Source organism: Stappia sp. TSB10GB4 (assembly GCF_900185745.1).
GTDB lineage: Bacteria > Pseudomonadota > Alphaproteobacteria > Rhizobiales > Stappiaceae > Stappia.
The window spans coordinates 17,575-35,598 of sequence record NZ_FYAV01000044.1; the positions used below are offsets into that span (position 1 = coordinate 17,575).

Here is an 18,024-nt window from a genome sequence, read left to right on the forward strand (position 1 = left end):
TTCGGCGAGCGCGTGAGTAGGAGCCCATCATGAACGTCATTGCATCCAGATTCCCCGCTGTCCGGAAGCCGCTCACCGAGATCGAACTTTGTGGTTGGGTCGGCCAGGCCGCGCCCGGCGACATCCTCGAATATCACCGTGGCTTCCTCGCGCTCGACACCATGCCGCAGGGCACGCGCCTCGCCGAGCGGGAGCGGGCGGAACTCGCCCGCGTCGCGCGCCGCGCCTGGTGGGCGGCCGAGCGCGGACTGATCCATCTCGTGCAGCGTCGCCACCGGTCGGACGACTACAGCTATCTCGCCATCGCCCGCCCGAAGCCGAAGCAGGCCTCAGTATCGCTGTCCACCCTCCTGCTGGCGGAGGTGGCGTGATGGCATCTGATCGCAACAACCGCCCCAGTCTCGACGACATCCGCACCATGCCGGTCGGCGAGATCGCCACGCTTCGGGCGGAGCATCTGGCGCTGCTCCAGGAGGATGCCGATGCTGCCCTGGATGCCGCCAAGCGGCTCAAGGAGTGGCTGGAAGGTGCGATCGCGCTTCGCTACGCCGACGCGGCAGCGACGGTGCGCCGGGCCGAGGGCAAGGACACTGGCCTCGTTCGTTTCGAGGACGGCGCCGTCGTCGTCGCGGCCGATCTCCCGAAGAAGGTGGACTGGGACCAGTCGCTGCTCGCCGCACTCGTCGAGCGGATCCGTGCGGGCGGGGAGAACCCGGCCGATTACGTCGACATCGGCTTCAAGGTCCCCGAGCGCAAATACACCGCCTGGCCCACTGCCATCCGCGAGGCCTTCGCCGCCGCCCGCACGGTGCGGACCGCCAAGCCGACCTTCCGTCTCACCATCAAGTCCGAGGATGCCCGATGACCAGCTCTGCTGCCCTGACCGAGATTCGCAAGCGCCACTACGCGCTCGAAGCGCTGCCCGACACCATCGTCATTCCGGTGCTCGGCGAAATCCGCCGCGAACAGGTCGTCAAGCCGATCGAGGACGCCACGCTCGACGATATCGCCTTCGCCTTGCTGGGTGTCGAAGCCGAGTTCAGCGCCGTCGGCGACCGCCTGCACGCCTTGCGCAAACTCTATGGTCTCGCCCGGCAGGCCGGCGCGCGCGGGAGTGAGTGCGCGCTCGATGTCGCATCACGCAACGCGGGAGGCCGCTGATGGCGCTGCGCATCGTCAGCGCCGACGAACGGCTGTCCGCGGCCGGCGCCAAGACCACCATGGCGATTTTCGGCCCGAGCGGCGTCGGCAAGACATCCTTGCTGAAATCGTTGCCGCCGGCCGAGACCCTCTGCATCGACCTCGAGGCAGGCATGAAGTCGGTCCAGGACTGGCCCGGCGACAGCATCCCGGTGCGCACCTTCGCCGACGCCCTCGACATTGGCTGTCTCGTCGGCGGGGTCAATCCGTCGGCCGACCCGAGCGGCTTCTTCTCAGAGGCGCATTACCAGCATCTCAGGGAAAGCTATCCCGATCTCGTTCAGATGATCGCGGGCAAGCGCATCATCTTCGTCGACTCGATCACCGACCTCACGCGCCAAGCCATGGCCTGGGCGAAGACGCGGCCCGAGGCCTTCTCCGACAAGACCGGCAAACCCGACACCCGCGGCGCCTACGGGCTGCTCGCCCGCGAGGTCATCGGTCTGCTCAAGCACCTGCAGCACGCGCAGGCGAAGACCGTGATCTTCGTCGGCATCCTCGAACGCGTCACCGACGAGTTCAACCGCACGACCTGGCAGCCGCAGATGGAAGGCGGCAAGGCCGGCCGCGAGCTTCCCGGCATCGTCGATCAGGTCATCACCATGAGCCTGTTCGCGCGCGACGGGGACGGCTGGCGGCATGAGCCCGAGCGCGGCGAAGACCGCCGCCTCGTCTGCCGCGCCGGCAATCCCTTCGGCCTGCCGGCGAAGGATCGCAGCGGCCGTCTCGATGTCACCGAGCCGCCCGATCTCGGCGCACTGCTCTCCAAGATCAACGCAACACCGAAAGGATGACGAGCCATGAGCTTCGACATGAACGACGCCGAGCCGCAGAAGAGCGGCGAACTGATCCCCGACGGCACCTTCGCCAAGGTCACCATGACCATCCGGCCGGGCGGGACCGACGGCCAGAGCGAGATCGACCGGGGGTTGCTCAAGGCCTCGAACGCGCCCGGCAGCGACGTGCTGATGGTGGATGCCGAGTTCACCGTCGCCGGGGGCCCTCACGTCCGGCGCAAGTTCTGGCAGATGTTCACCGTCTCCGGCGGCAAGGTCGACGAGCACGGCGTCTCGATCGGCTGGAAAATCTCGAAGGGGAGCTTCCGCGCGATGATCGACAGCGCGCTCGGGCTCGATCCGCAGGACATGGGCGAGGCGGCGAAGTCGAAGCGGATCCTGCGCGGTCTGGCCGACCTCAGCGGCATCACCTTTGTCGCCAAGATCAAGGTCGAGCCCAGCGACGACCCGCGCTACGGCGACAGCAACAAGCTCGACCGTGTGGTTCTGCCGAGCGAACCGGAATGGCGGAAGGTAATGGACGGCGAGGTCCTGGCGCCGAGCCCCAGCACCCGCGCGCGGCCCAAGGCTGTATCGCCCGCATCGCCCGCAGCTCCGGCCTGGGGGCAGCCCGCCGCATCGCCGCCCGCGAGCGCTGCCCCGGCCTGGAGCCGGCCGGCACAGCCGGGCACGGCTCCGGCAACAGCCCCGGCAGCCGCACCCGCAGCGACGCCGACCCCGAGTGGTCCGGCCTGGCTCAACACCTGACCGTCATGACGGCCGATGAGTGGCAGACGCACGTCACGCGCGAGGCAGCGAAGGCGATGGGACAATGGCTCGAAGGACGCGGAAGGCTTCACCAGCCCATCGCCGCTCTCACGCTCCCCGAACTGGAAGCCATGGCGGCGAACGCGATCGCGCGGTTCATCGTCCTGGCCTCACACCGGATCAAGGATCAGCCGGACGACGCAGAGGACCTGACCCGGCTCTTGCTCGGGTAGGCGTCTGCGCCGTCTGCGGGCGTCAGGCGCGCGGCTTCGGCTACGTCCACCAGCTGCGCTGGGACCTCTTTCCTTACCACCGCTTCTGCTCGATGCGCTGCCTCGATGTTGGCGCGGCGCTCGCCAACAGGAACAACGGGATGATCGACAAGACCGACATGGAGACCCGAGCGATCAAGGAGGCGCGCCGGTTTCTCGCCGAGACGCTCACCGAGCTCGACCTGATGGCGCCGTTCTACGACCGGAAGCCGGAAGAGATCGATCGCATCATCGAGGCCTGCGTCGACGGGTTCCAGGAGTCGATGCAGCGCCAGGCAGCCGCCCGCGACCCGCTCGACGATCCGATTCCCTTTTGAGGTGGCGCATGGGAATCGATCTCAACCACGGCTCCGGCTTCATCTATGGCCGCATCGGCCACGCGATCAGCGTGTCCGATCGGGTCAATGCCCTGATCGATGCGGCGCTGGTGGCACGCAATCGCCGGCAGACGCCGCGCGCTTATCTCGGGGGCAGCCGGATCGGCGAGCCCTGCGCGCGCAAGCTCGTCTACGAGGTGACCCATACGCCCAAGGATGAGGGACGGGACTTTGACGGCGCGATCCTGCGCATCTTCGACGCCGGCCACCAGTTTGAGACGCTCTCCATCCGCTGGCTGCGCGGCGCGGGCTTCGACCTTCGCACCGAGCGCGCGGACGGCGGACAATTTGGGTTCGAGACGGCGGGCGGCAGACTGCGTGGCCACATCGACGGCGTGATCGTCGCCGGCCCCGATGTCGGTCTGCGCTGGCCCGTGCTCTGGGAGCACAAGGCGCTCAACGCCAAATCCTGGAACGACCTGGTCAAGCGTGGCTTGCGCGCCTCCAAGCCGGTCTACTTCGCGCAGGTCCAGCTCTACATGGGCTATCTGGAGCTGGAGACCGCCCTCGTCACGGCGCTCAACAAGGACACCGAGGCGCTCCACCACGAGGTGGTCGGGTTCGATCCGCCCTGCGCGCAGGCGGTGTCCGACAAGGCCGTCGATATCCTGCGCGCCGCGGAAGCCGGCGAACTTCCAACGCGCATCGCCGCAGCCCGAGATTTCTATCTCTGCCGCATGTGCGCCTATGCGGAGCGCTGCTGGGAGGGCGAGCGATGAGCTTCATCCCGTCTCAGCAGCAGGCGGCGGCAATCGCCGCGATCGAGGACTGGTTTCGGCGCCGCACGCGCGATCAGCAGGTGTTCCGCCTGTTCGGTTACGCAGGAACGGGCAAGACCACCATCACCCGGCATGCGATCGGCGAGCTCGGTCTCGAACCGATGGATCGCACGGGCGGCTCGGGCGGCGTGCTCTATGCCGCCTTCACCGGCAAGGCGGCCCTGGTGATGACCCGGAAGGGAACGCCAGCCTCGACGATCCACAGCCTGATCTACAAGGTCTCCGAGGCGACACCGGAAGAAATCGAGCGCGTCACCCGTGAGTTGGAGACGCTGCGCAAAGGCTTGCGGAGCATGGGACCGGCTGAGCGCTCCTTCGCCGAGACCCAGATCCGCCGCCTCGAGCTCCGGCTCGCCGACATCCATCAGCCCCGTTTCATTCTGAACGAGCAGTCGCTGGTCCGCGACGCCGACCTGATCGTGCTCGACGAGGTCTCCATGGTCGGCGCCGAAATGGCGAGCGATCTGCTCGCCTTCGGCAAGCCGATCCTGGTGCTCGGCGACCCCGGCCAGTTGCCGCCGATCAAGGGCGACGGCGCCTTCACCGACGCCGATCCCGACGTGATGCTGACCGATATCCATCGCCAGGCCGAGACCAGCGCGATCATCCGTCTCGCCACGCTCGCGCGGCAGAGCGTGCCCATTCCCTACGGCGAGCACGACGACTTCGTCTGGAAGATGCGGCGCTCCGACATCGGCCCACATCAATTCCTCAAGGGCGGCCAAGTGATCTGCGGCCGCAATGCGACGCGGCTGTTTCTGAACACCGCGATGAAACAGGCGGCCGGCTTTCCCGACGCTTACCCGCGAGGGCGCGGTGAGAAGATCATCTGCCTCAAGAACCGGCACGATCTCGGTCTCGTCAACGGCATGTTCCTCGACCTTTCGGACATCCGCGACGAAAGCCCGCTCGCGTTCAGTGCCTCGGTGCGCACCGAAGACGGGACGAGCGTTCCCGGCCGCCAGTGGTTCTACAAGGGGCATTTCGACGACCACGTCGCCTACGACGCCGAGCGCCTGCGCCGCGATTGGCGTGACATGCGGGGGCTTGTCGAGAGCGTCTGGGGCTACGCCATCACCTGCCACAAGGCCCAAGGGTCGCAGTGGGAGAACGTGATCGTCTACGACGACGGCCTTGGGCGGACCGCCGAGGACCGCGCCCGCTGGCTCTACACCGCCATCACGCGCGCGGAGCAAGGGCTGGTGATCCTTGATTGACTTCAACGATATCGCACCCGCCAGAACGCCTGCGGTCCATTACGATCTCGACGCCATCGTGGCCGGCCTGCGTGACAGGACCGGCGCCTGGGTGCCGCAGCACTTCCCGAACGGCCGGCGCAACGGCGACGAATGGCGCCTCGCCAATATCAATGGCGCTGCGCCGCGAAAGAACGGCTCCTGCGTGATCACGCTCAGAGGCGAGCACGCCGGCGACTGGATCGACTTCGACGGCGGCCAGGGCGGCGGACCGCTCAGCACGCTGGAACAGGCGACCGGCCTCAAGGGCCGCGACCTCTTCGCCTATGCCGCCGATCTGGTCGGATGGTCGGCCGCGGCGCCAGCGCGGCGCGAACCCTCGGCGGCTCCTGCGAAACCGGATAAGGACCCTGCCCGAGAAATCGAGATCATCCTCTCGCGGGCCCTCCCGATCGCCGGCACACCGGGCGAGGCCTATCTGCGCGCACGAGGACTGGCGGTCCCGCCACCGTCCGACCTCCTGTTCCATCCGGATCTCGCGCATTGGGATACGAGGACCGGGTTCCCGGCCATCGTCGGCCTGGTTCGCGATTGCGCCGGCAGCGTGGTGGCCCTGCACCGCATCTACCTGCGGCCGGATGGGGCGGCGAAAGCCGAGGTCGAAAAGCCGAAGAAGATGCTGGGCCGGGTTGGCGGCGGCGCGGTGCGCCTGGCCTCGATCGGCGACGATGCTGTCCTTGGTCTCAGCGAAGGCATCGAGACGGCGCTCGCCGTGATGACGGCTCGCCCGGGCATGGCGGTATGGGCGACGCTCTCGGCCACCAACCTCGAACAGGTCGTCCTGCCGCCGGAGGCCCGGCGTGTCGTTCTGCTCGCCGACCACGATGCGTCGGGCGCTGGCCTTCGTGCAGCCGAAGCGGCGGCGCAACGTCTCCGCGCCGAAGGCCGCAGCGTCGCCATCGCCCTGCCGCGGGCGGAAGGCGATGACTTCAACGACGTCCTGTTGCGCGACGGCGCGGACGCGGTCCGTCAGATCATCGACGCGGCCGAGCCGTGTGCAGTGGCGGATGCCGTCGATGCGCAGGATGGCGCCCGAAACCGCCCGATCGGCTTCGTCGAGCCCCAGGGGCGCTTGCCGCAACTGCGCGCCGATGAGGGCGATCTCGCCCGGGCTCATGCACGCAGCTGGGGTTTGCTGCTCGCCTCGAACAACACGCCCTGGCTCTTTCGCAGCGGCGGCATGCCGACATGGGCCGTGCATGACGATGACGGCCTGCCCATGGCCCGGCCGGTCACGGAAGAGCGCTTGCGGCACATGCTGGCCAAGCTCGCCGATTGGCGGCGTCTGGCGCGCAACGGCGATCTCGTTCCGGCGCATCCGCCAACGCCGCTCATCAAGTCACTGCTGGCGACGCCCGATCCCGGCCTGCCGGTCCTGGCGGGGATCGTCACCACGCCGGTCTTCGGCCGCAATGGCGCCCTCCTGACCGAGCCCGGCTACCACCCCGATGCGCGGCTGCTCTATCAGCCGACACCAGGCTTTGCCGTGCCGCAGGTGCCGGAGCGCCCGTCGCCGGCGGAGATCGCGACCGCGCGCAGTCTCATCATCGATGACATGCTGGGCGAGTTCCCCTTCACCGGCCACGCGGAGCGGGCGCATGCTGTTGCCTTGATGCTGCTCGGCTTTCTTCGCGCCATGATCGACGCGCCGACGCCGCTCCATCTGATCGAGAAGCCGACACCCGGCACCGGCGCGACCCTGATGGTCGACGCGATCGCGACCGTCCTCACCGGCGTCAGCGCCTCCGTGATGACCGAGGGCCGCGACGACGAAGAGTGGCGCAAGCGGCTGACCGCCAAGCTGCGCCAGATCCCCTCGATCGTGCTCATCGACAATCTGCGTCACCCGCTCGACTCCTCGGCGCTTGCGGCAGCTCTGACCGCCCCCTTCTGGGAGGACCGCATTCTCGGTGCGTCCGAGATGACACGATTGCCGATCCGCTGCGTCTGGATCGCGACCGGCAACAATCCCGAATTCTCCAACGAGATGGCGCGCCGCATCGTGCGCATTCGCCTCGACGCCCGGGTCGATCAACCCTGGCGGCGCGAGGGGTTCCGCCACCCCGATCTCATGAGCTGGGTTCGCGCCAACCGGCCCCGCCTCGTCGCGGCCTGCCTCACGCTCTGCCGGGCCTGGCTGGCCGCCGGCAGGCCACGGGGCGCGCGCATGATCGGGAGCTACGAGAGCTGGTCGCGCATCATGGGCGGCGTCCTCGAGGTGGCCGGGATCGAAGGGTTTCTCGCCAACCTCGATGAGATGCTGGCCGCCGCCGATGGCGAGGGCGCGATCTGGCGCAGCTTCATCGGCGCCTGGTGGGACCGCTTCGGGACGGCGGAGGTCGGCACCGGCGATCTCTATGAGGTGGCGTTGGCCTGCGAGCCGCCGCTGCCGCTCGGCACCGGGGGCGACCGGTCACAGCGCACACGGCTCGGCAAGGCGCTCGCCCGCATGCGCGACCGGGTCTTCGATATCGATGGCCGCAAGATGCGCGTGCGCACGCTGGGCGTCTCCCATCAGGCCAAGCGCTGGCAGCTGACGATCGAAGGGGAACGTGGGGAACGTTTTCCGCAAGGTGTCGCGGCATCCGGCGGGGAACGTTGCGCCGAAAAGGGGAACGTCGAAAACCAACGTTCCCCGGCACAACCCCTTGAAACAAAAAGCTCCGGGGAACGTGGGGAACATGGGGAACGTTTTTCGACACTAACGCATGTGCGCGGCTGCGCCCACGCGATGGAGGATAGGGAAAAACGTTCCCCACCTTCGTCACCTTCCCAAAGCGCTTGCTCCTCAACGGCTTGCACCGGGGAACATGCGGGGGAACGTCCCTCATCACGTTCCCCGAACGGCGCTGCGCCGGACTGGCTCAAGGAGGTGCTCTGATGGGCATGCTCCGTCAACTCGGTCGTCTCCAGGCGGCAGCGACCGGTCCGCCGCGATGGGTCTTCGATCGGAAACCCGACCCTTGCTCGCGCTCCTTGGAGACAATCATGATCTCGACCATCGAAACCGGCCCCGCCGCAGCAGGGGCCATCGCATTCCGTCCGCATCCGGCTCATGCGCATCGCGCCATTCTCAGCCTCGATCTCGGCACCACGACCGGCTGGGCACTGCACAGCCATGAGGGCCTGATCACGAGCGGCACGGTCTCGTTCCGGCCGAGCCGCTATGACGGTGGCGGCATGCGCTACCTGCGCTTCCGCAGCTGGCTGGACCAGATCGCCGCCGATTCCGGCGGTCTCGCGGCGATTTATTTCGAGGAGGTCCGGCGCCATATCGGCACTGACGCGGCCCATCTCTATGGCGGCTTTCTGGCGACATTGAGCGCCTGGTGCGAGAGCCACGCGATCGCCTATCAGGGCGTTCCCGTCGGCACGATCAAGCGGCACGTCGCCGCCAAGGGCAACGCCGACAAGGCCGCCGTCATGGCCGCCGTTCGCGCCCGCGGCTTCTCACCCGCGGACGATAATGAAGCCGACGCCATCGCCATCCTGCTCTGGGCCATCGAGACCGAGGGAGGTGTGCGATGAGCGGGGAGACGATGCTCAGGCATGCCGCGTCGGTCGTCGCCGAGCGCCGCAAGATATATGGCGATCCGGCCGCCGCGATGGCCGTGGTCGCCAGACGCTGGTCGATCACGCTCGGCCGGCCCATCACGCCGGCGGAGGTCGTGCTCTGCCTCATCGATCTGAAGCTGGCGCGGCTCGGGCACGATCCGAAGCATCAGGATTCGATCCTCGACATCGCCGGCTATGCAGCGGTGCTGCAGGAGGTCGGACGATGAGATGGCTGCCGAAAGGATATGGCGGCGAACGCCGGTCGGCCGAAGAGGTCAAGCGGGAGGGCTGGCGCGAGCAGGGCCTCCTCGTCGTCAGCCCCACCGATCCGCGCCTCACCTGGCCCGAGCGAGAGCTCGTTCGCCAGCTCGGCGAGAAGCTCTATGGCGGACGGCGTCAGCCGACGGAGCATCGGCATGGCTGAATGGACTCGCGAACAGGTCGAGGAGCGGCTGATCGAAGCTGCCGACGTCATGAAGCGCCTCCCCGACGTTCGGGTGCAGGGCTATTTCTCGGTGTGGCCGAAGATCGTGCATGAATTCGCTGATCTCGTCGGTCAGGAGCCGCCGCGCATGAAGCGTCCGCCGCCCTTGCCCGACGCCATCAGCCGCATGGAGGCGACGCTGCCCTGGCTCAGATGGCTGGAACCCGACGATGCGCGGCTTGTCTGGGCGCGCGCCGAGGGCACGCCGTGGAAGCCGATCTGCTGGCGCTTCGGGATCTCCCGCGCCACGGCGTGCCGCCGCTGGGAGTACGGCCTCAGCGTCATCACCTGGAAGCTCAACGGACAGAAAGTGCCGGCGAAGCGTTCGCGCGCTTTCCTCGTCGACCGCGTTCGCTCGTCAAGTTCATTCTGATGCGTGAGACAATTTTCGCTGAGACATTTCCCGGCGAGACACAGATCGGCGATTTGGGTTAGTTCGTGGTCATGCTCGGGCGAGCCGCGCGCGGACGCGGTTTCCAGATTCCCACACCCGAAAGGACATCCATTTACACCCATTCACGCGGCGTTGCGGGGAGCGACCTCCTGCTCGATCTTGCGTCGCGTGGTGCGGTCGGCGACATCCAGATCATACCGGGCCTGCAGATTGATCCAGAACTCCGGGGATGTGCCGAAATAGCGCGCGAGGCGCATGGCCGTGTCGGTCGTGATCGCACGCCGCCCAAGCACGATATCGTTGACCCGCGAGCGTGGCGCCTTGATCGCGTTGGCGAGTTCGTAGGCGCTCATCCCCAACGGAGTCAGGAACTCGTCACGCAGGATTTCTCCAGGATGGACCGGCGGCAGACGACGGCCCGTCGTCACCTCCGAGAAATCAACGATGCGCCTGTCGAGATCCTCACGCTTGATAGTCATGGTCATTACTCCTCAGTGGTAGTCGACAATCTCGACGTCCCACGCCTCGTTGTCGCGCCAGACAAAACAGATCCGCCACTGGTCGTTGACGCGGATGCTGTGTTGACCCTGCCGGTCACCGTGAAGCGCTTCCAGGCGATTGCCGGGCGGCACCCGCAGATCGTCCAGCAGTGTGGCCGCTTCGATCGCCAGCAGCTTGGCGCGAGCCCGCCGCTGGATTTGCTGCGGCAGGTCGCGGACGGCGTAGCCAGCGAAGATCGCCGCTGTGCGTTTGTCGGCAAAGCTCTTGATCACGGCGAAGCGTAACGCAAAACGGGACGTCCTGTCAAGCGGGACGCTTCGTCTCACGGTACGGCCTGAATATCAACGAACTCAGAGAGATAGCGGTTCCTCCCTGGCCGAAATCGTATGCTGGCGGCAATGGCGCGATGCTTGCCCAGTGACGGCGCCGAAATAGGCCATTTCGTTTCGCCCGCATTCTTGGCTTCGTGATTTCAAATACTTAGGCGTCTGCGTGCCTCGGCGAGGGCGAAGCCGCCATTCGGGGGCGTTTCGTTTCGAGCGCATTGGCGAAGCGGCACTGGTTTCGCCGGCGCAGCGCGTCGGCGGGCTTCGCGAGCGCCTGATCAGATCCTTCACCCACTGCACCGGACCGACCATGGACGTCGTCGAAACGCCGATCGACAAGCTTGTGCCCTATGCGCGCAACCCGCGCCGCAACGAGGAGGCTGTCGCCACGGTCGCCGCCTCGCTGGCCGAGTTCGGCTGGCGTCAGCCGATCGTCGTCGACGAGGACATGGTGATCGTCGTCGGCCACACCCGCTACGAGGCGGCCAAGCGCCTCGGCATGACGAGCGTGCCGGTGCATATCGCGCATGGCCTGACGCCGGCGCAGCTGCGCGCCTACCGGCTGATGGACAACCGCTCGCATCAGAACGCGAGCTGGGACGACGAGCTGCTCAAGCTCGAACTGGCCGATCTGAAGCTCGACGAGTTCGACCTGGCGCTGACCGGTTTCGAGGACGATGAACTGGCCCGTCTCCTGGCCGAGGCGCCCGTCGAGGGGCTGGTGGACGAAGACGAGGTTCCGGAGCCGCCCGCCACGCCCGTCACCCGCCGCGGCGATCTCTGGATCCTCGGGGACCACCGCCTGCTCTGCGGAGACTCGACCTCGGCCGAGGACGTCACCCGCCTGATGAACGGCGAACGCGCCGCACTGTTCGCGACCGATCCGCCCTATCTCGTCGACTATGACGGCACCAACCATCCGACGAAGAAGAACGCGTCCGCTCGCGCCAAGAAGATCGCAAACAAGGACTGGTCCGACGACTACATCGAGCAGAAGCACTGGGACGATTCATCCCAGGGGCCGCAGTTCTATGAGGCCTTCATGCAGGTCGCCATCGACTGCGCCATCAAGGAGGACGCGGCCTGGTATTGTTGGCATGCCTCGCGGCGCCAGGCGATGCTGGAAGCCTGCTGGTCGAAGTTCGATGTTCTGCATCACCAGCAGATCATCTGGGCCAAGAGCCGTCCGGTGCTCACGCGCTCGATCATGCTGTGGGCGCACGAGCCCTGCCTGTTTGGCTGGCGCTCGGGCAACAAGCCGCGCGTCAACCGCGAAGGCTTCGAGAACTGGCCGACGACGGTGTGGTCCATCCCGTCGAGCGAGATCGAGACGCGCGAGCACCCGACCTCGAAACCGGTCCGCGTATTCACACTGCCGATGGAACTGCACACGGTGCCAGGCGAAATCTGCTACGAGCCGTTCTCCGGCTCAGGCTCGCAACTCATCGCAGGTGAGCGGACGGGGAGACGCGTCTTCGGGCTTGAGCTCTCCGAGACCTTTTGTGACGTGATCGTCAACCGCTGGCAGGCCTTCACCGGGAAATCGGCAAGGCTGGAGGGCGAGAATCGTAGCTTCGACGAGGTGAAGACCGAGCGCGTCGGCGCTCGTGACAGCGATCAGGATGCCGCATGATGCAGTCGCGCCGAATGTCCCTGATCGAGGCGTTGAGCAATGTCGCGATCGGTTACGGCGTGGCCGTGCTGACCCAGATCGCGGTCTTCCCGCTGTTCGGTCTGCAGGTGCCCCTGAGCGACAATCTGTTGATCGGCGCTCTATTCACGCTGGTATCCGTGGCGCGCAGCTATGCCGTGCGGCGCATGTTCGAGAGGATGCGCTCTTGGACTGCATAAGCGAAACGCCGCCGCCCATGGCGGGCAGCGGCGGCTCAGTGAGGATGACGTGTCAGCTGGTCGTTATGCCGAGCAGCTTCGCCCGGAAGTCGACGCCCACCGGCCGGCTCTCGCCCACGGTGCGGCCGGCACGGAGCGCGCCGGCACGGCCGACGAAATAGAAGCCGACCTGCTCGCCGGTTTCCCGGCGCGTTCGCGTGAGGACCGTGTAGCGGGTCGAGCGTGCATCAGCGATGGTCGCTTCGCCTCGGTGCTGCAGGGCGGCGACGAGACGGTCGTGGATGGTGATCCTCGCCATAGCCTCAGCCCTCCCGGCTGAGGCGGTAGACCCGACCGCGTCCGTCGACCTTCTCGGAGGTCACGTCGAGCCCGAGCTTCTTCTTGAGCGCCCCGGCGATGGCGCCGCGCACGGTGTGCGGCTGCCACCCGAATGCGGCGGCGATCTCGGCGACGGTTGCTCCGTCGGCGCCCTGCAGCATGGCGATCAGCTGGGCCTGCTTGCTGCCTTCGCGGGCATTTGGCTTCGTTGGCGTCTTGACGGCAGCGTGATCGCTTTGCGTCGGCTCCGCAGCGTCGCGCGAGGCCTCCGGCTCGATGCCGATGGCGGCGAGCCCATGCTCGGTGATCGCGAGTGTGACGCCGTGGCCGTCGCCGGTCTCGCGCCAGACGTGTTCGCCGATGCGCGTGTCGGCATCGATCTCTTCGAGCAGGCCCTGCTTGAGGAGCGAAGCGATCACTTTCTGCGCTGCGCCGCCCTTGAGGTTCTTCGGGAGCGGTAGAGCCAGCATGTTCGCGCGCTGCGCGGCGGCGCTGAGGACGATCGTCTGTGTGTCGGAGAGTTTGGTCATGGGGCAATCCTTCTTCAGGAGAGGCGCGCGACCATCGCGGACCTTCTACTGCCCCGAGCCCCGAGGGCGAGCCCATCGGGGCGAAGGCGGGAAGCGGCGCGCCTAATCGGCGTGCTCGCCCTCCTTGAAGGCTGCGTCGGTGATGCGCTTCAGGAGTTCGGCGTAGTGCGCGAGGGTTCCAACGTGGCCCCAGTTGATCTCGTCGGGGTTGGTGTCGAAATGGTCGTCGCTCAGCACCTTGATGCGCTCCAGCATCGTGTCGATTTCCGCCTTCTTGGCGATGAATGCGTCGAGGGCGGAAGCGGTGTTTCGGGACTTGGTCATGGCGGTCTCCAGCGCTTGATGGTGACCCCATACAGGCTCTGATCGACACCCTCATCAAGTCGATAAGTGCATCATTTCATTGCTTTTTCTGCAGTGATGGCGAGGCTCCCGACATGACCTGATCTTGCCCGGGAGCGGCCCCCGTTCATGGCGACCAATACCCAACCCATCGCGGTCATCGCCCGGCTCCTGGACCTGACCGAAAGGCGGGTCCAGCAGCTGGCGCGCGACGGGATCATCCCGGCGTCAGCTCGCACCGGCCCCGAACGCGGGCGCTACGACCTCGTCGGCACGGTGCGCGGCTATGTGCGCTACCTGCGCGAGCTGGCGACGCGGTCGCAGACGGGCGCCGCGGACTTCGGTGTCGAGCGCGCCCGGCTGATCAAGGCCAAGGCCGATCTCGCCGAAATGGACGCAGCTGTCCGGCGCGGCGATCTCTTGCCGGCCGCTCAGGTCGAGGAGGCGTGGATCGCCGTGCTGGCTCGCCTGCGCGCGCGTTTGCTGGTCCTGCCCGACAGGCTGGCGCCGCTGGTCCATGAGGAGTCCACCATTGCCGGCACGCGCGCGCAGATCCGCGACGCGATCACCGAAGCGCTCGCGGAACTCGCCAGCCTCCCGGCCATCGCCGTTGATGCTGAAGGGGCCGGCGCGGCTGGCGCAGGCGACGCGCAAGGCGCTGACGATCCTGGCGCCGCCGCCGACCCTGACGATCAGTGAGTGGGCCGACGCCAAGCGCCGCCTGAGTTCCGAAGCCAGCGCCGAGCCCGGCCGCTGGCGCACCGAGCGGGCCATCTACCAGCGCGGCATCATGGACGCGATCTCCGATCCGGCGGTCGAAAGCGTCGTCGTGATGTCGTCGAGCCAGACCGGCAAAACGGAGGTGCTGCTCAACACCGTTGCATTCCACATCGACCAGGACCCGGCGCCGGTGATGGTGGTGATGCCGACGGAACGCGATGCGGAGACCTGGTCGAAGGACCGTTTCTCGCCGATGGCGCGCGATACGCCCTGTCTGCATGGGCGAATCTCGGATCCGAAGTCGCGGGACGGGTCGAACAAGATCCTGCACAAGAAGTTTCCCGGCGGGCATCTGACCATCGTCGGCGCCAATGCACCCTCGGGCCTGGCCAGCCGGCCGATCCGCATCCTCCTGTGCGACGAGGTCGACCGCTATCCGTTCAGCGCCGGCGCCGAGGGCGATCCGGTCAATCTGGCGAAGAAGCGCACCGTCACCTTCTGGAACCGCAAGATCGTGCTGGTCTCGACGCCGACCATCCGTGGCGCGAGCCGGATCGAGACCGCCTATGCCGAAAGCGACAGGCGCCGCTTCTTCGTGCCGTGCCCGGAATGCGGCGAGCATCAGACGCTGGTCTGGGAGCAGGTTCGCTGGGACCGCGAGGCGGACGGCGCCCACCGGCCGGAGACCGCGCGATACCAATGCCGCCATTGTGGTGCGCTTTGGAGCGACGCCGAACGCTGGGCGGCCGTGCGCCGGGGCGAATGGCGGGCCGAGGCCCCGTTCGACGGCATCGCCGGCTTCCATCTGAACGAGGTCTATTCCTCCTGGGTCCGCCTGGAAGCCATGGTGCGCACCTTTCTGTCGGCGAAGGATCACGGCGACGAGGCGATGAAGACCTTCGTCAATACATCGCTGGGCGAGACATGGGTCGAGACGGGCGAAGCGCCGGACTGGCAGCGGCTCTACGATCGCAGGGAGAGCTGGCCGGCCGGCACGGTGCCGATGGGCGGCTTGTTTCTCACCGCCGGCGCCGACGTCCAGAAGGATCGCATCGAAGTCGATGTCTGGGCATGGGGGCGCGGGCTGGAGAGCTGGCTCGTCGACCACATTGTCATCGAGGGCGGCCCCGAACATGCCGCCGCCTGGTCCGCGTTGGACGGTCTCTTGGGCCGCAGCTGGCCGCACGCCTCTGGGGTGGCGATGGGCCTGTCGCGCCTCGCGATCGATACCGGTTTCGAGGCGCCGTCGGTCTACGGCTGGGCCCGGCGCGCCGGCTTCGCGCAGGTGGCGCCGGTCAAAGGCGTCGAGGGTTTCAATCGGGCGAGCCCGGTCTCCGGCCCGACCTATGTCGATGCGACCGCCGGCGGCAAGCGATTGCGGCGCGGCGCGCGGCTATGGACGGTGGCGGTGTCGACCTTCAAGGCCGAGACCTATCGCTTCCTCCGGCTCGAACGGCCGACCGACGAGAAGCGTGCCGGAGGCGCGCGCTTCCCCGCAGGGACCATCCACCTGCCGGCTTGGGCCGACAGCGAGTGGTGCAAGCAGTTCGTCGCCGAGCAGCTGGTAACGGTGAAGACCAGGCGCGGGTTTCAGCGGCTCGAATGGCAGAAGCTGCGCGAGCGTAACGAGGCGCTGGATTGCCGGGTCTATGCCCGTGCCGCCGCCTGGATCGCCGGCGCCGACCGCTGGGGCGAGGAGAAATGGCGTGATCTCGAACGCCAGGTCGGCTCGCTCGATCGACGCGACACAGCGGCGCCAGAGACGACGGCCTCTGACCCCGGCACGCCAGAGATCGCCTCCGCGGGTCTGGTGCGCCGAGCACCAGCCGGGCGCGGCCGACGGGTGTTCACGCCCAGCTATCTGAGTTGAGACCAAGACCATGACGCTTGAGGACATGATCGCGCGCCGCGATGCGCTGCTCGCAGCCCGATGGCGCGGCGTGCGCACCGTCGAGGTCGAGGGGCGCCGCATCACCTATGCGAGCGATGCCGAAATGGCGGCCGCCCTCGGCGACCTCGAACGGCGGATCGCCGAGGAGCAAACCGGCGCGCGCCGCCGCATCGTTCGCACGACCGCAAGCAAGGGACTCTGACCCGTGCTGGAATCGATCACACGGTGGCGCCGCCGCATCGGCGCTCTGGTGGGCGGCTTTGAAGCGGGACAGGGAAGCCGAAGGCTGCGGCACTTCCAGCCGAGCCGGGCGCATCTCAACACGCTGATTGCCGCTGCCGGCGCCGACATCACCGCGCGCGCCCGCTGGCTCGTGCGCAACAACGGCTATGCGGCGAACGCCATCGAGAGTTGGGCCGGCAATGTGGTGGGCGACGGCATCAAGCCGTCGTCCCTGATCGCCGATGCCGATCTCAAGGCGCGCGTGCAGCGCCTCTGGCTCGACTGGACCGACGACAGCGACGCCGAAGGCTTTACCGATTTCTATGGTCAGCAGCGGCGCGCCGCGCGCGAGGTGTTCATCGCCGGCGAGGTGTTCTTCCGCTTCCGTCCGCGCCGGCCCGAGGACGGGCTCATGGTGCCGCTGCAGCTGCAGATGATCCCCTCCGAGATGCTGCCGCTCTCGCGCAATGAGCAGGTGGCGGGCGGCAATGTCATTCGCCAGGGCATCGAATTCGACCGTATCGGCAGGCGTGTCGCCTACCACTTCCTGCGCCGCCATCCGGGCGACGTGACCGATCCGGGCCTCTCCGGCGAGACGGTGCGGGTGCCGGCGTCCGAGGTCATCCACGTGATCGATCCGGTCGATGCGGGGCAGTTGCGCGGGATTTCCCGCTTTGCACCGGGCATCGTGAAGCTGTTCCTGCTCGACCAATACGACGATGCCGAGCTCGACCGGAAGAAGGTCGCGGCGATGCACGCGCTCTTCATCACCACACCGGCGCCGGCGGAGCCCTTCGACATTGCCGAGAGCGACGAGGCGGGCGAGCGGACGATGGATCTGCAGCCCGGCCAGATCGTGATGCTGGAGCCGGGCGAGGAGGTGCAGACCTCGGCGCCTGCCGATGTCGGCCAGACCTACGAGCCGTTCCAGTACCGCACGTTGCTGCAGGTCTCGGCGGCGCTCGGCATCCCGTATGCGTATCTGTCGAATGACATGCTGAAGGCAAACTACTCGAACTCGCGGCTCGCGCTCCTTGAGTTTCGCCGCCGCATTGAGGCCTATCAGCACTCGGTCATGGTCTGGCAAATCTGTCGACGGGTCTGGGCGCGATGGCTCGATACGGCGGTCATGGCGGGCGCGATTGCCTTGCCCGATTACGAACAGCAGAGGCGCGTTTATCTCGGCTGTTCCTGGCTGCCGCCCAAATGGGACTGGGTCGATCCGCTGAAGGACGCCCGCGCCGAGATCGAACAGATCGAGGCGGGGCTGAAGAGCCGGACGCAGGCGCTCGCCGAGCGCGGCTATGACGCCGATCAGGTCGATGCCGAGATTGCTGCGGACCGTGCGCGAGAGCGTCAGCTTGGCCTCTCCTTCGGCAGCGCCTCATCCGACCCGAGGCTGCTGACCGATGCTCAAGAGGCAGCACCAGCGGACAACCAGGCGAACGTCGCCGCCGACTGA

25 protein-coding genes are annotated in these 18,024 nt (G+C 67.2%); 20 read left to right on the forward strand and 5 right to left on the reverse strand.

What is annotated here, in order from left to right:
- Positions 1 to 29 precede the first annotated feature (29 nt).
- From TSB10GB4_RS09440 to TSB10GB4_RS09505, 14 genes are all read left to right on the forward strand, one after another.
- On the forward strand, positions 30 to 371 hold the full coding sequence (locus TSB10GB4_RS09440) for a hypothetical protein (protein WP_186395535.1): 342 nt from the start codon (positions 30 to 32) through the stop codon (positions 369 to 371).
- Positions 371 to 865, forward strand: coding sequence for a hypothetical protein (locus TSB10GB4_RS09445; protein ID WP_186395536.1), 495 nt, complete (start codon positions 371 to 373; stop codon positions 863 to 865). The genes TSB10GB4_RS09440 and TSB10GB4_RS09445 overlap by 1 nt, the downstream gene beginning before the upstream one ends.
- Entirely contained in the window at positions 862 to 1,161 is a 300-nt protein-coding gene (locus TSB10GB4_RS09450; RefSeq protein ID WP_063185816.1) for a hypothetical protein, read from the forward strand. The genes TSB10GB4_RS09445 and TSB10GB4_RS09450 overlap by 4 nt, the downstream gene beginning before the upstream one ends.
- Positions 1,161 to 1,994, forward strand: a complete 834-nt coding sequence (locus TSB10GB4_RS09455; protein ID WP_186395537.1) for an ATP-binding protein — start codon at positions 1,161 to 1,163, stop codon at positions 1,992 to 1,994. Before TSB10GB4_RS09450 ends, TSB10GB4_RS09455 begins: the two co-directional genes overlap by 1 nt.
- 6 nt (positions 1,995 to 2,000) lie before the next feature.
- Positions 2,001 to 2,744 carry a hypothetical protein gene (locus TSB10GB4_RS09460; protein ID WP_186395538.1) on the forward strand — a complete coding sequence of 248 codons (744 nt, stop codon included), beginning with the start codon at positions 2,001 to 2,003 and terminating at the stop codon, positions 2,742 to 2,744.
- 5 nt (positions 2,745 to 2,749) lie between these two features.
- Entirely contained in the window at positions 2,750 to 2,977 is a 228-nt protein-coding gene (locus tag TSB10GB4_RS09465; RefSeq protein WP_186395539.1) for a hypothetical protein, read from the forward strand.
- A gap of 140 nt (positions 2,978 to 3,117) precedes the next feature.
- A complete protein-coding gene (locus tag TSB10GB4_RS09470) occupies positions 3,118 to 3,333 on the forward strand; it encodes a DUF6511 domain-containing protein (protein WP_206771947.1) in 216 nt (71 codons plus the stop codon).
- Between the two features lie 8 nt (positions 3,334 to 3,341).
- Complete coding sequence (locus tag TSB10GB4_RS09475) at positions 3,342 to 4,112, forward strand: hypothetical protein (protein ID WP_186395540.1); 771 nt, start codon at positions 3,342 to 3,344, stop codon at positions 4,110 to 4,112.
- Positions 4,109 to 5,389: an ATP-dependent RecD-like DNA helicase gene (locus TSB10GB4_RS09480; RefSeq protein ID WP_186395541.1), complete on the forward strand. Its 1,281-nt coding sequence runs from the start codon at positions 4,109 to 4,111 to the stop codon at positions 5,387 to 5,389. The genes TSB10GB4_RS09475 and TSB10GB4_RS09480 overlap by 4 nt, the downstream gene beginning before the upstream one ends.
- Entirely contained in the window at positions 5,382 to 8,309 is a 2,928-nt protein-coding gene (locus TSB10GB4_RS09485) for a toprim domain-containing protein (RefSeq protein ID WP_186395542.1), read from the forward strand. Before TSB10GB4_RS09480 ends, TSB10GB4_RS09485 begins: the two co-directional genes overlap by 8 nt.
- 107 nt (positions 8,310 to 8,416) lie before the next feature.
- The gene (locus tag TSB10GB4_RS09490) at positions 8,417 to 8,956 is read left to right on the forward strand and encodes a hypothetical protein (RefSeq protein WP_186395543.1); all 540 of its coding nucleotides are present in this window, start codon (positions 8,417 to 8,419) and stop codon (positions 8,954 to 8,956) included.
- Entirely contained in the window at positions 8,953 to 9,210 is a 258-nt protein-coding gene (locus TSB10GB4_RS09495; protein ID WP_186395544.1) for a DUF6378 domain-containing protein, read from the forward strand. The genes TSB10GB4_RS09490 and TSB10GB4_RS09495 overlap by 4 nt, the downstream gene beginning before the upstream one ends.
- Entirely contained in the window at positions 9,207 to 9,407 is a 201-nt protein-coding gene (locus TSB10GB4_RS09500; RefSeq protein ID WP_186395545.1) for a hypothetical protein, read from the forward strand. The genes TSB10GB4_RS09495 and TSB10GB4_RS09500 overlap by 4 nt, the downstream gene beginning before the upstream one ends.
- The gene (locus TSB10GB4_RS09505) at positions 9,400 to 9,840 is read left to right on the forward strand and encodes a DUF6362 family protein (protein ID WP_186395546.1); all 441 of its coding nucleotides are present in this window, start codon (positions 9,400 to 9,402) and stop codon (positions 9,838 to 9,840) included. Before TSB10GB4_RS09500 ends, TSB10GB4_RS09505 begins: the two co-directional genes overlap by 8 nt.
- 143 nt (positions 9,841 to 9,983) lie before the next feature.
- On the opposite strand, the gene TSB10GB4_RS09510 is transcribed toward TSB10GB4_RS09505, so the two are convergent.
- On the reverse strand, positions 9,984 to 10,340 hold the full coding sequence (locus TSB10GB4_RS09510; protein WP_186395547.1) for a HigA family addiction module antitoxin: 357 nt from the start codon (positions 10,338 to 10,340) through the stop codon (positions 9,984 to 9,986).
- A gap of 12 nt (positions 10,341 to 10,352) precedes the next feature.
- Positions 10,353 to 10,634 carry a type II toxin-antitoxin system RelE/ParE family toxin gene (locus TSB10GB4_RS09515; RefSeq protein ID WP_186395548.1) on the reverse strand — a complete coding sequence of 94 codons (282 nt, stop codon included), beginning with the start codon at positions 10,632 to 10,634 and terminating at the stop codon, positions 10,353 to 10,355.
- Positions 10,635 to 10,998: 364 nt separating this feature from the next.
- Here TSB10GB4_RS09515 and TSB10GB4_RS09520 point away from each other — a divergent pair, with 364 nt between their 5' ends.
- The gene (locus TSB10GB4_RS09520) at positions 10,999 to 12,321 is read left to right on the forward strand and encodes a DNA modification methylase (RefSeq protein WP_186395549.1); all 1,323 of its coding nucleotides are present in this window, start codon (positions 10,999 to 11,001) and stop codon (positions 12,319 to 12,321) included.
- Complete coding sequence (locus TSB10GB4_RS09525; RefSeq protein ID WP_186395550.1) at positions 12,318 to 12,539, forward strand: hypothetical protein; 222 nt, start codon at positions 12,318 to 12,320, stop codon at positions 12,537 to 12,539. The genes TSB10GB4_RS09520 and TSB10GB4_RS09525 overlap by 4 nt, the downstream gene beginning before the upstream one ends.
- A 52-nt stretch (positions 12,540 to 12,591) precedes the next feature.
- Here the strand turns inward: TSB10GB4_RS09525 and TSB10GB4_RS09530 are convergent, their stop codons facing one another.
- From TSB10GB4_RS09530 to TSB10GB4_RS09540, 3 genes are all read right to left on the reverse strand, one after another.
- The gene (locus TSB10GB4_RS09530; protein WP_186395551.1) at positions 12,592 to 12,837 is read right to left on the reverse strand and encodes a hypothetical protein; all 246 of its coding nucleotides are present in this window, start codon (positions 12,835 to 12,837) and stop codon (positions 12,592 to 12,594) included.
- 4 nt (positions 12,838 to 12,841) lie between these two features.
- Positions 12,842 to 13,387 carry a DUF3489 domain-containing protein gene (locus TSB10GB4_RS09535; protein ID WP_186395552.1) on the reverse strand — a complete coding sequence of 182 codons (546 nt, stop codon included), beginning with the start codon at positions 13,385 to 13,387 and terminating at the stop codon, positions 12,842 to 12,844.
- A 102-nt stretch (positions 13,388 to 13,489) separates the two neighbouring features.
- Positions 13,490 to 13,711: a hypothetical protein gene (locus TSB10GB4_RS09540; protein ID WP_063185792.1), complete on the reverse strand. Its 222-nt coding sequence runs from the start codon at positions 13,709 to 13,711 to the stop codon at positions 13,490 to 13,492.
- A 147-nt stretch (positions 13,712 to 13,858) separates the two neighbouring features.
- Between TSB10GB4_RS09540 and TSB10GB4_RS09545 the strand changes: the two genes are divergently transcribed.
- From TSB10GB4_RS09545 to TSB10GB4_RS09560, 4 genes are read left to right on the forward strand one after another with little or no spacing between them, the layout of a single operon-like run.
- Positions 13,859 to 14,428 carry a terminase small subunit, Nu1 gene (locus TSB10GB4_RS09545; protein WP_186395553.1) on the forward strand — a complete coding sequence of 190 codons (570 nt, stop codon included), beginning with the start codon at positions 13,859 to 13,861 and terminating at the stop codon, positions 14,426 to 14,428.
- Positions 14,343 to 16,319 carry a phage terminase large subunit family protein gene (locus tag TSB10GB4_RS09550; protein ID WP_186395554.1) on the forward strand — a complete coding sequence of 659 codons (1,977 nt, stop codon included), beginning with the start codon at positions 14,343 to 14,345 and terminating at the stop codon, positions 16,317 to 16,319. Before TSB10GB4_RS09545 ends, TSB10GB4_RS09550 begins: the two co-directional genes overlap by 86 nt.
- 10 nt (positions 16,320 to 16,329) lie before the next feature.
- Positions 16,330 to 16,542, forward strand: a complete 213-nt coding sequence (locus tag TSB10GB4_RS09555; protein ID WP_041375667.1) for a phage head-tail joining protein — start codon at positions 16,330 to 16,332, stop codon at positions 16,540 to 16,542.
- Between the two features lie 3 nt (positions 16,543 to 16,545).
- Complete coding sequence (locus TSB10GB4_RS09560) at positions 16,546 to 18,024, forward strand: phage portal protein (protein ID WP_186395555.1); 1,479 nt, start codon at positions 16,546 to 16,548, stop codon at positions 18,022 to 18,024.

What these genes read in the sequence shown, in the direction of transcription:
- TSB10GB4_RS09545 (WP_186395553.1), top strand. Translation starts at nt 13,859, where the DNA reads ATGGCGACCAATACCCAACCCATCGCGGTCATCGCCCGGCTCCTGGAC.
- TSB10GB4_RS09495 (WP_186395544.1), top strand. Translation starts at nt 8,953, where the DNA reads ATGAGCGGGGAGACGATGCTCAGGCATGCCGCGTCGGTCGTCGCCGAG.
- TSB10GB4_RS09505 (WP_186395546.1), top strand. Translation starts at nt 9,400, where the DNA reads ATGGCTGAATGGACTCGCGAACAGGTCGAGGAGCGGCTGATCGAAGCT.
- TSB10GB4_RS09550 (WP_186395554.1), top strand. Translation starts at nt 14,343, where the DNA reads ATGCTGAAGGGGCCGGCGCGGCTGGCGCAGGCGACGCGCAAGGCGCTG.
- TSB10GB4_RS09480 (WP_186395541.1), top strand. Translation starts at nt 4,109, where the DNA reads ATGAGCTTCATCCCGTCTCAGCAGCAGGCGGCGGCAATCGCCGCGATC.
- TSB10GB4_RS09525 (WP_186395550.1), top strand. Translation starts at nt 12,318, where the DNA reads ATGATGCAGTCGCGCCGAATGTCCCTGATCGAGGCGTTGAGCAATGTC.
- TSB10GB4_RS09520 (WP_186395549.1), top strand. Translation starts at nt 10,999, where the DNA reads ATGGACGTCGTCGAAACGCCGATCGACAAGCTTGTGCCCTATGCGCGC.
- TSB10GB4_RS09450 (WP_063185816.1), top strand. Translation starts at nt 862, where the DNA reads ATGACCAGCTCTGCTGCCCTGACCGAGATTCGCAAGCGCCACTACGCG.
- TSB10GB4_RS09440 (WP_186395535.1), top strand. Translation starts at nt 30, where the DNA reads ATGAACGTCATTGCATCCAGATTCCCCGCTGTCCGGAAGCCGCTCACC.
- TSB10GB4_RS09465 (WP_186395539.1), top strand. Translation starts at nt 2,750, where the DNA reads ATGACGGCCGATGAGTGGCAGACGCACGTCACGCGCGAGGCAGCGAAG.
- TSB10GB4_RS09555 (WP_041375667.1), top strand. Translation starts at nt 16,330, where the DNA reads ATGACGCTTGAGGACATGATCGCGCGCCGCGATGCGCTGCTCGCAGCC.
- TSB10GB4_RS09445 (WP_186395536.1), top strand. Translation starts at nt 371, where the DNA reads ATGGCATCTGATCGCAACAACCGCCCCAGTCTCGACGACATCCGCACC.
- TSB10GB4_RS09470 (WP_206771947.1), top strand. Translation starts at nt 3,118, where the DNA reads ATGATCGACAAGACCGACATGGAGACCCGAGCGATCAAGGAGGCGCGC.
- TSB10GB4_RS09535 (WP_186395552.1), bottom strand. Translation starts at nt 13,387, where the DNA reads ATGACCAAACTCTCCGACACACAGACGATCGTCCTCAGCGCCGCCGCG.
- TSB10GB4_RS09455 (WP_186395537.1), top strand. Translation starts at nt 1,161, where the DNA reads ATGGCGCTGCGCATCGTCAGCGCCGACGAACGGCTGTCCGCGGCCGGC.
- TSB10GB4_RS09510 (WP_186395547.1), bottom strand. Translation starts at nt 10,340, where the DNA reads ATGACTATCAAGCGTGAGGATCTCGACAGGCGCATCGTTGATTTCTCG.
- TSB10GB4_RS09500 (WP_186395545.1), top strand. Translation starts at nt 9,207, where the DNA reads ATGAGATGGCTGCCGAAAGGATATGGCGGCGAACGCCGGTCGGCCGAA.
- TSB10GB4_RS09540 (WP_063185792.1), bottom strand. Translation starts at nt 13,711, where the DNA reads ATGACCAAGTCCCGAAACACCGCTTCCGCCCTCGACGCATTCATCGCC.
- TSB10GB4_RS09475 (WP_186395540.1), top strand. Translation starts at nt 3,342, where the DNA reads ATGGGAATCGATCTCAACCACGGCTCCGGCTTCATCTATGGCCGCATC.
- TSB10GB4_RS09490 (WP_186395543.1), top strand. Translation starts at nt 8,417, where the DNA reads ATGATCTCGACCATCGAAACCGGCCCCGCCGCAGCAGGGGCCATCGCA.
- TSB10GB4_RS09530 (WP_186395551.1), bottom strand. Translation starts at nt 12,837, where the DNA reads ATGGCGAGGATCACCATCCACGACCGTCTCGTCGCCGCCCTGCAGCAC.
- TSB10GB4_RS09460 (WP_186395538.1), top strand. Translation starts at nt 2,001, where the DNA reads ATGAGCTTCGACATGAACGACGCCGAGCCGCAGAAGAGCGGCGAACTG.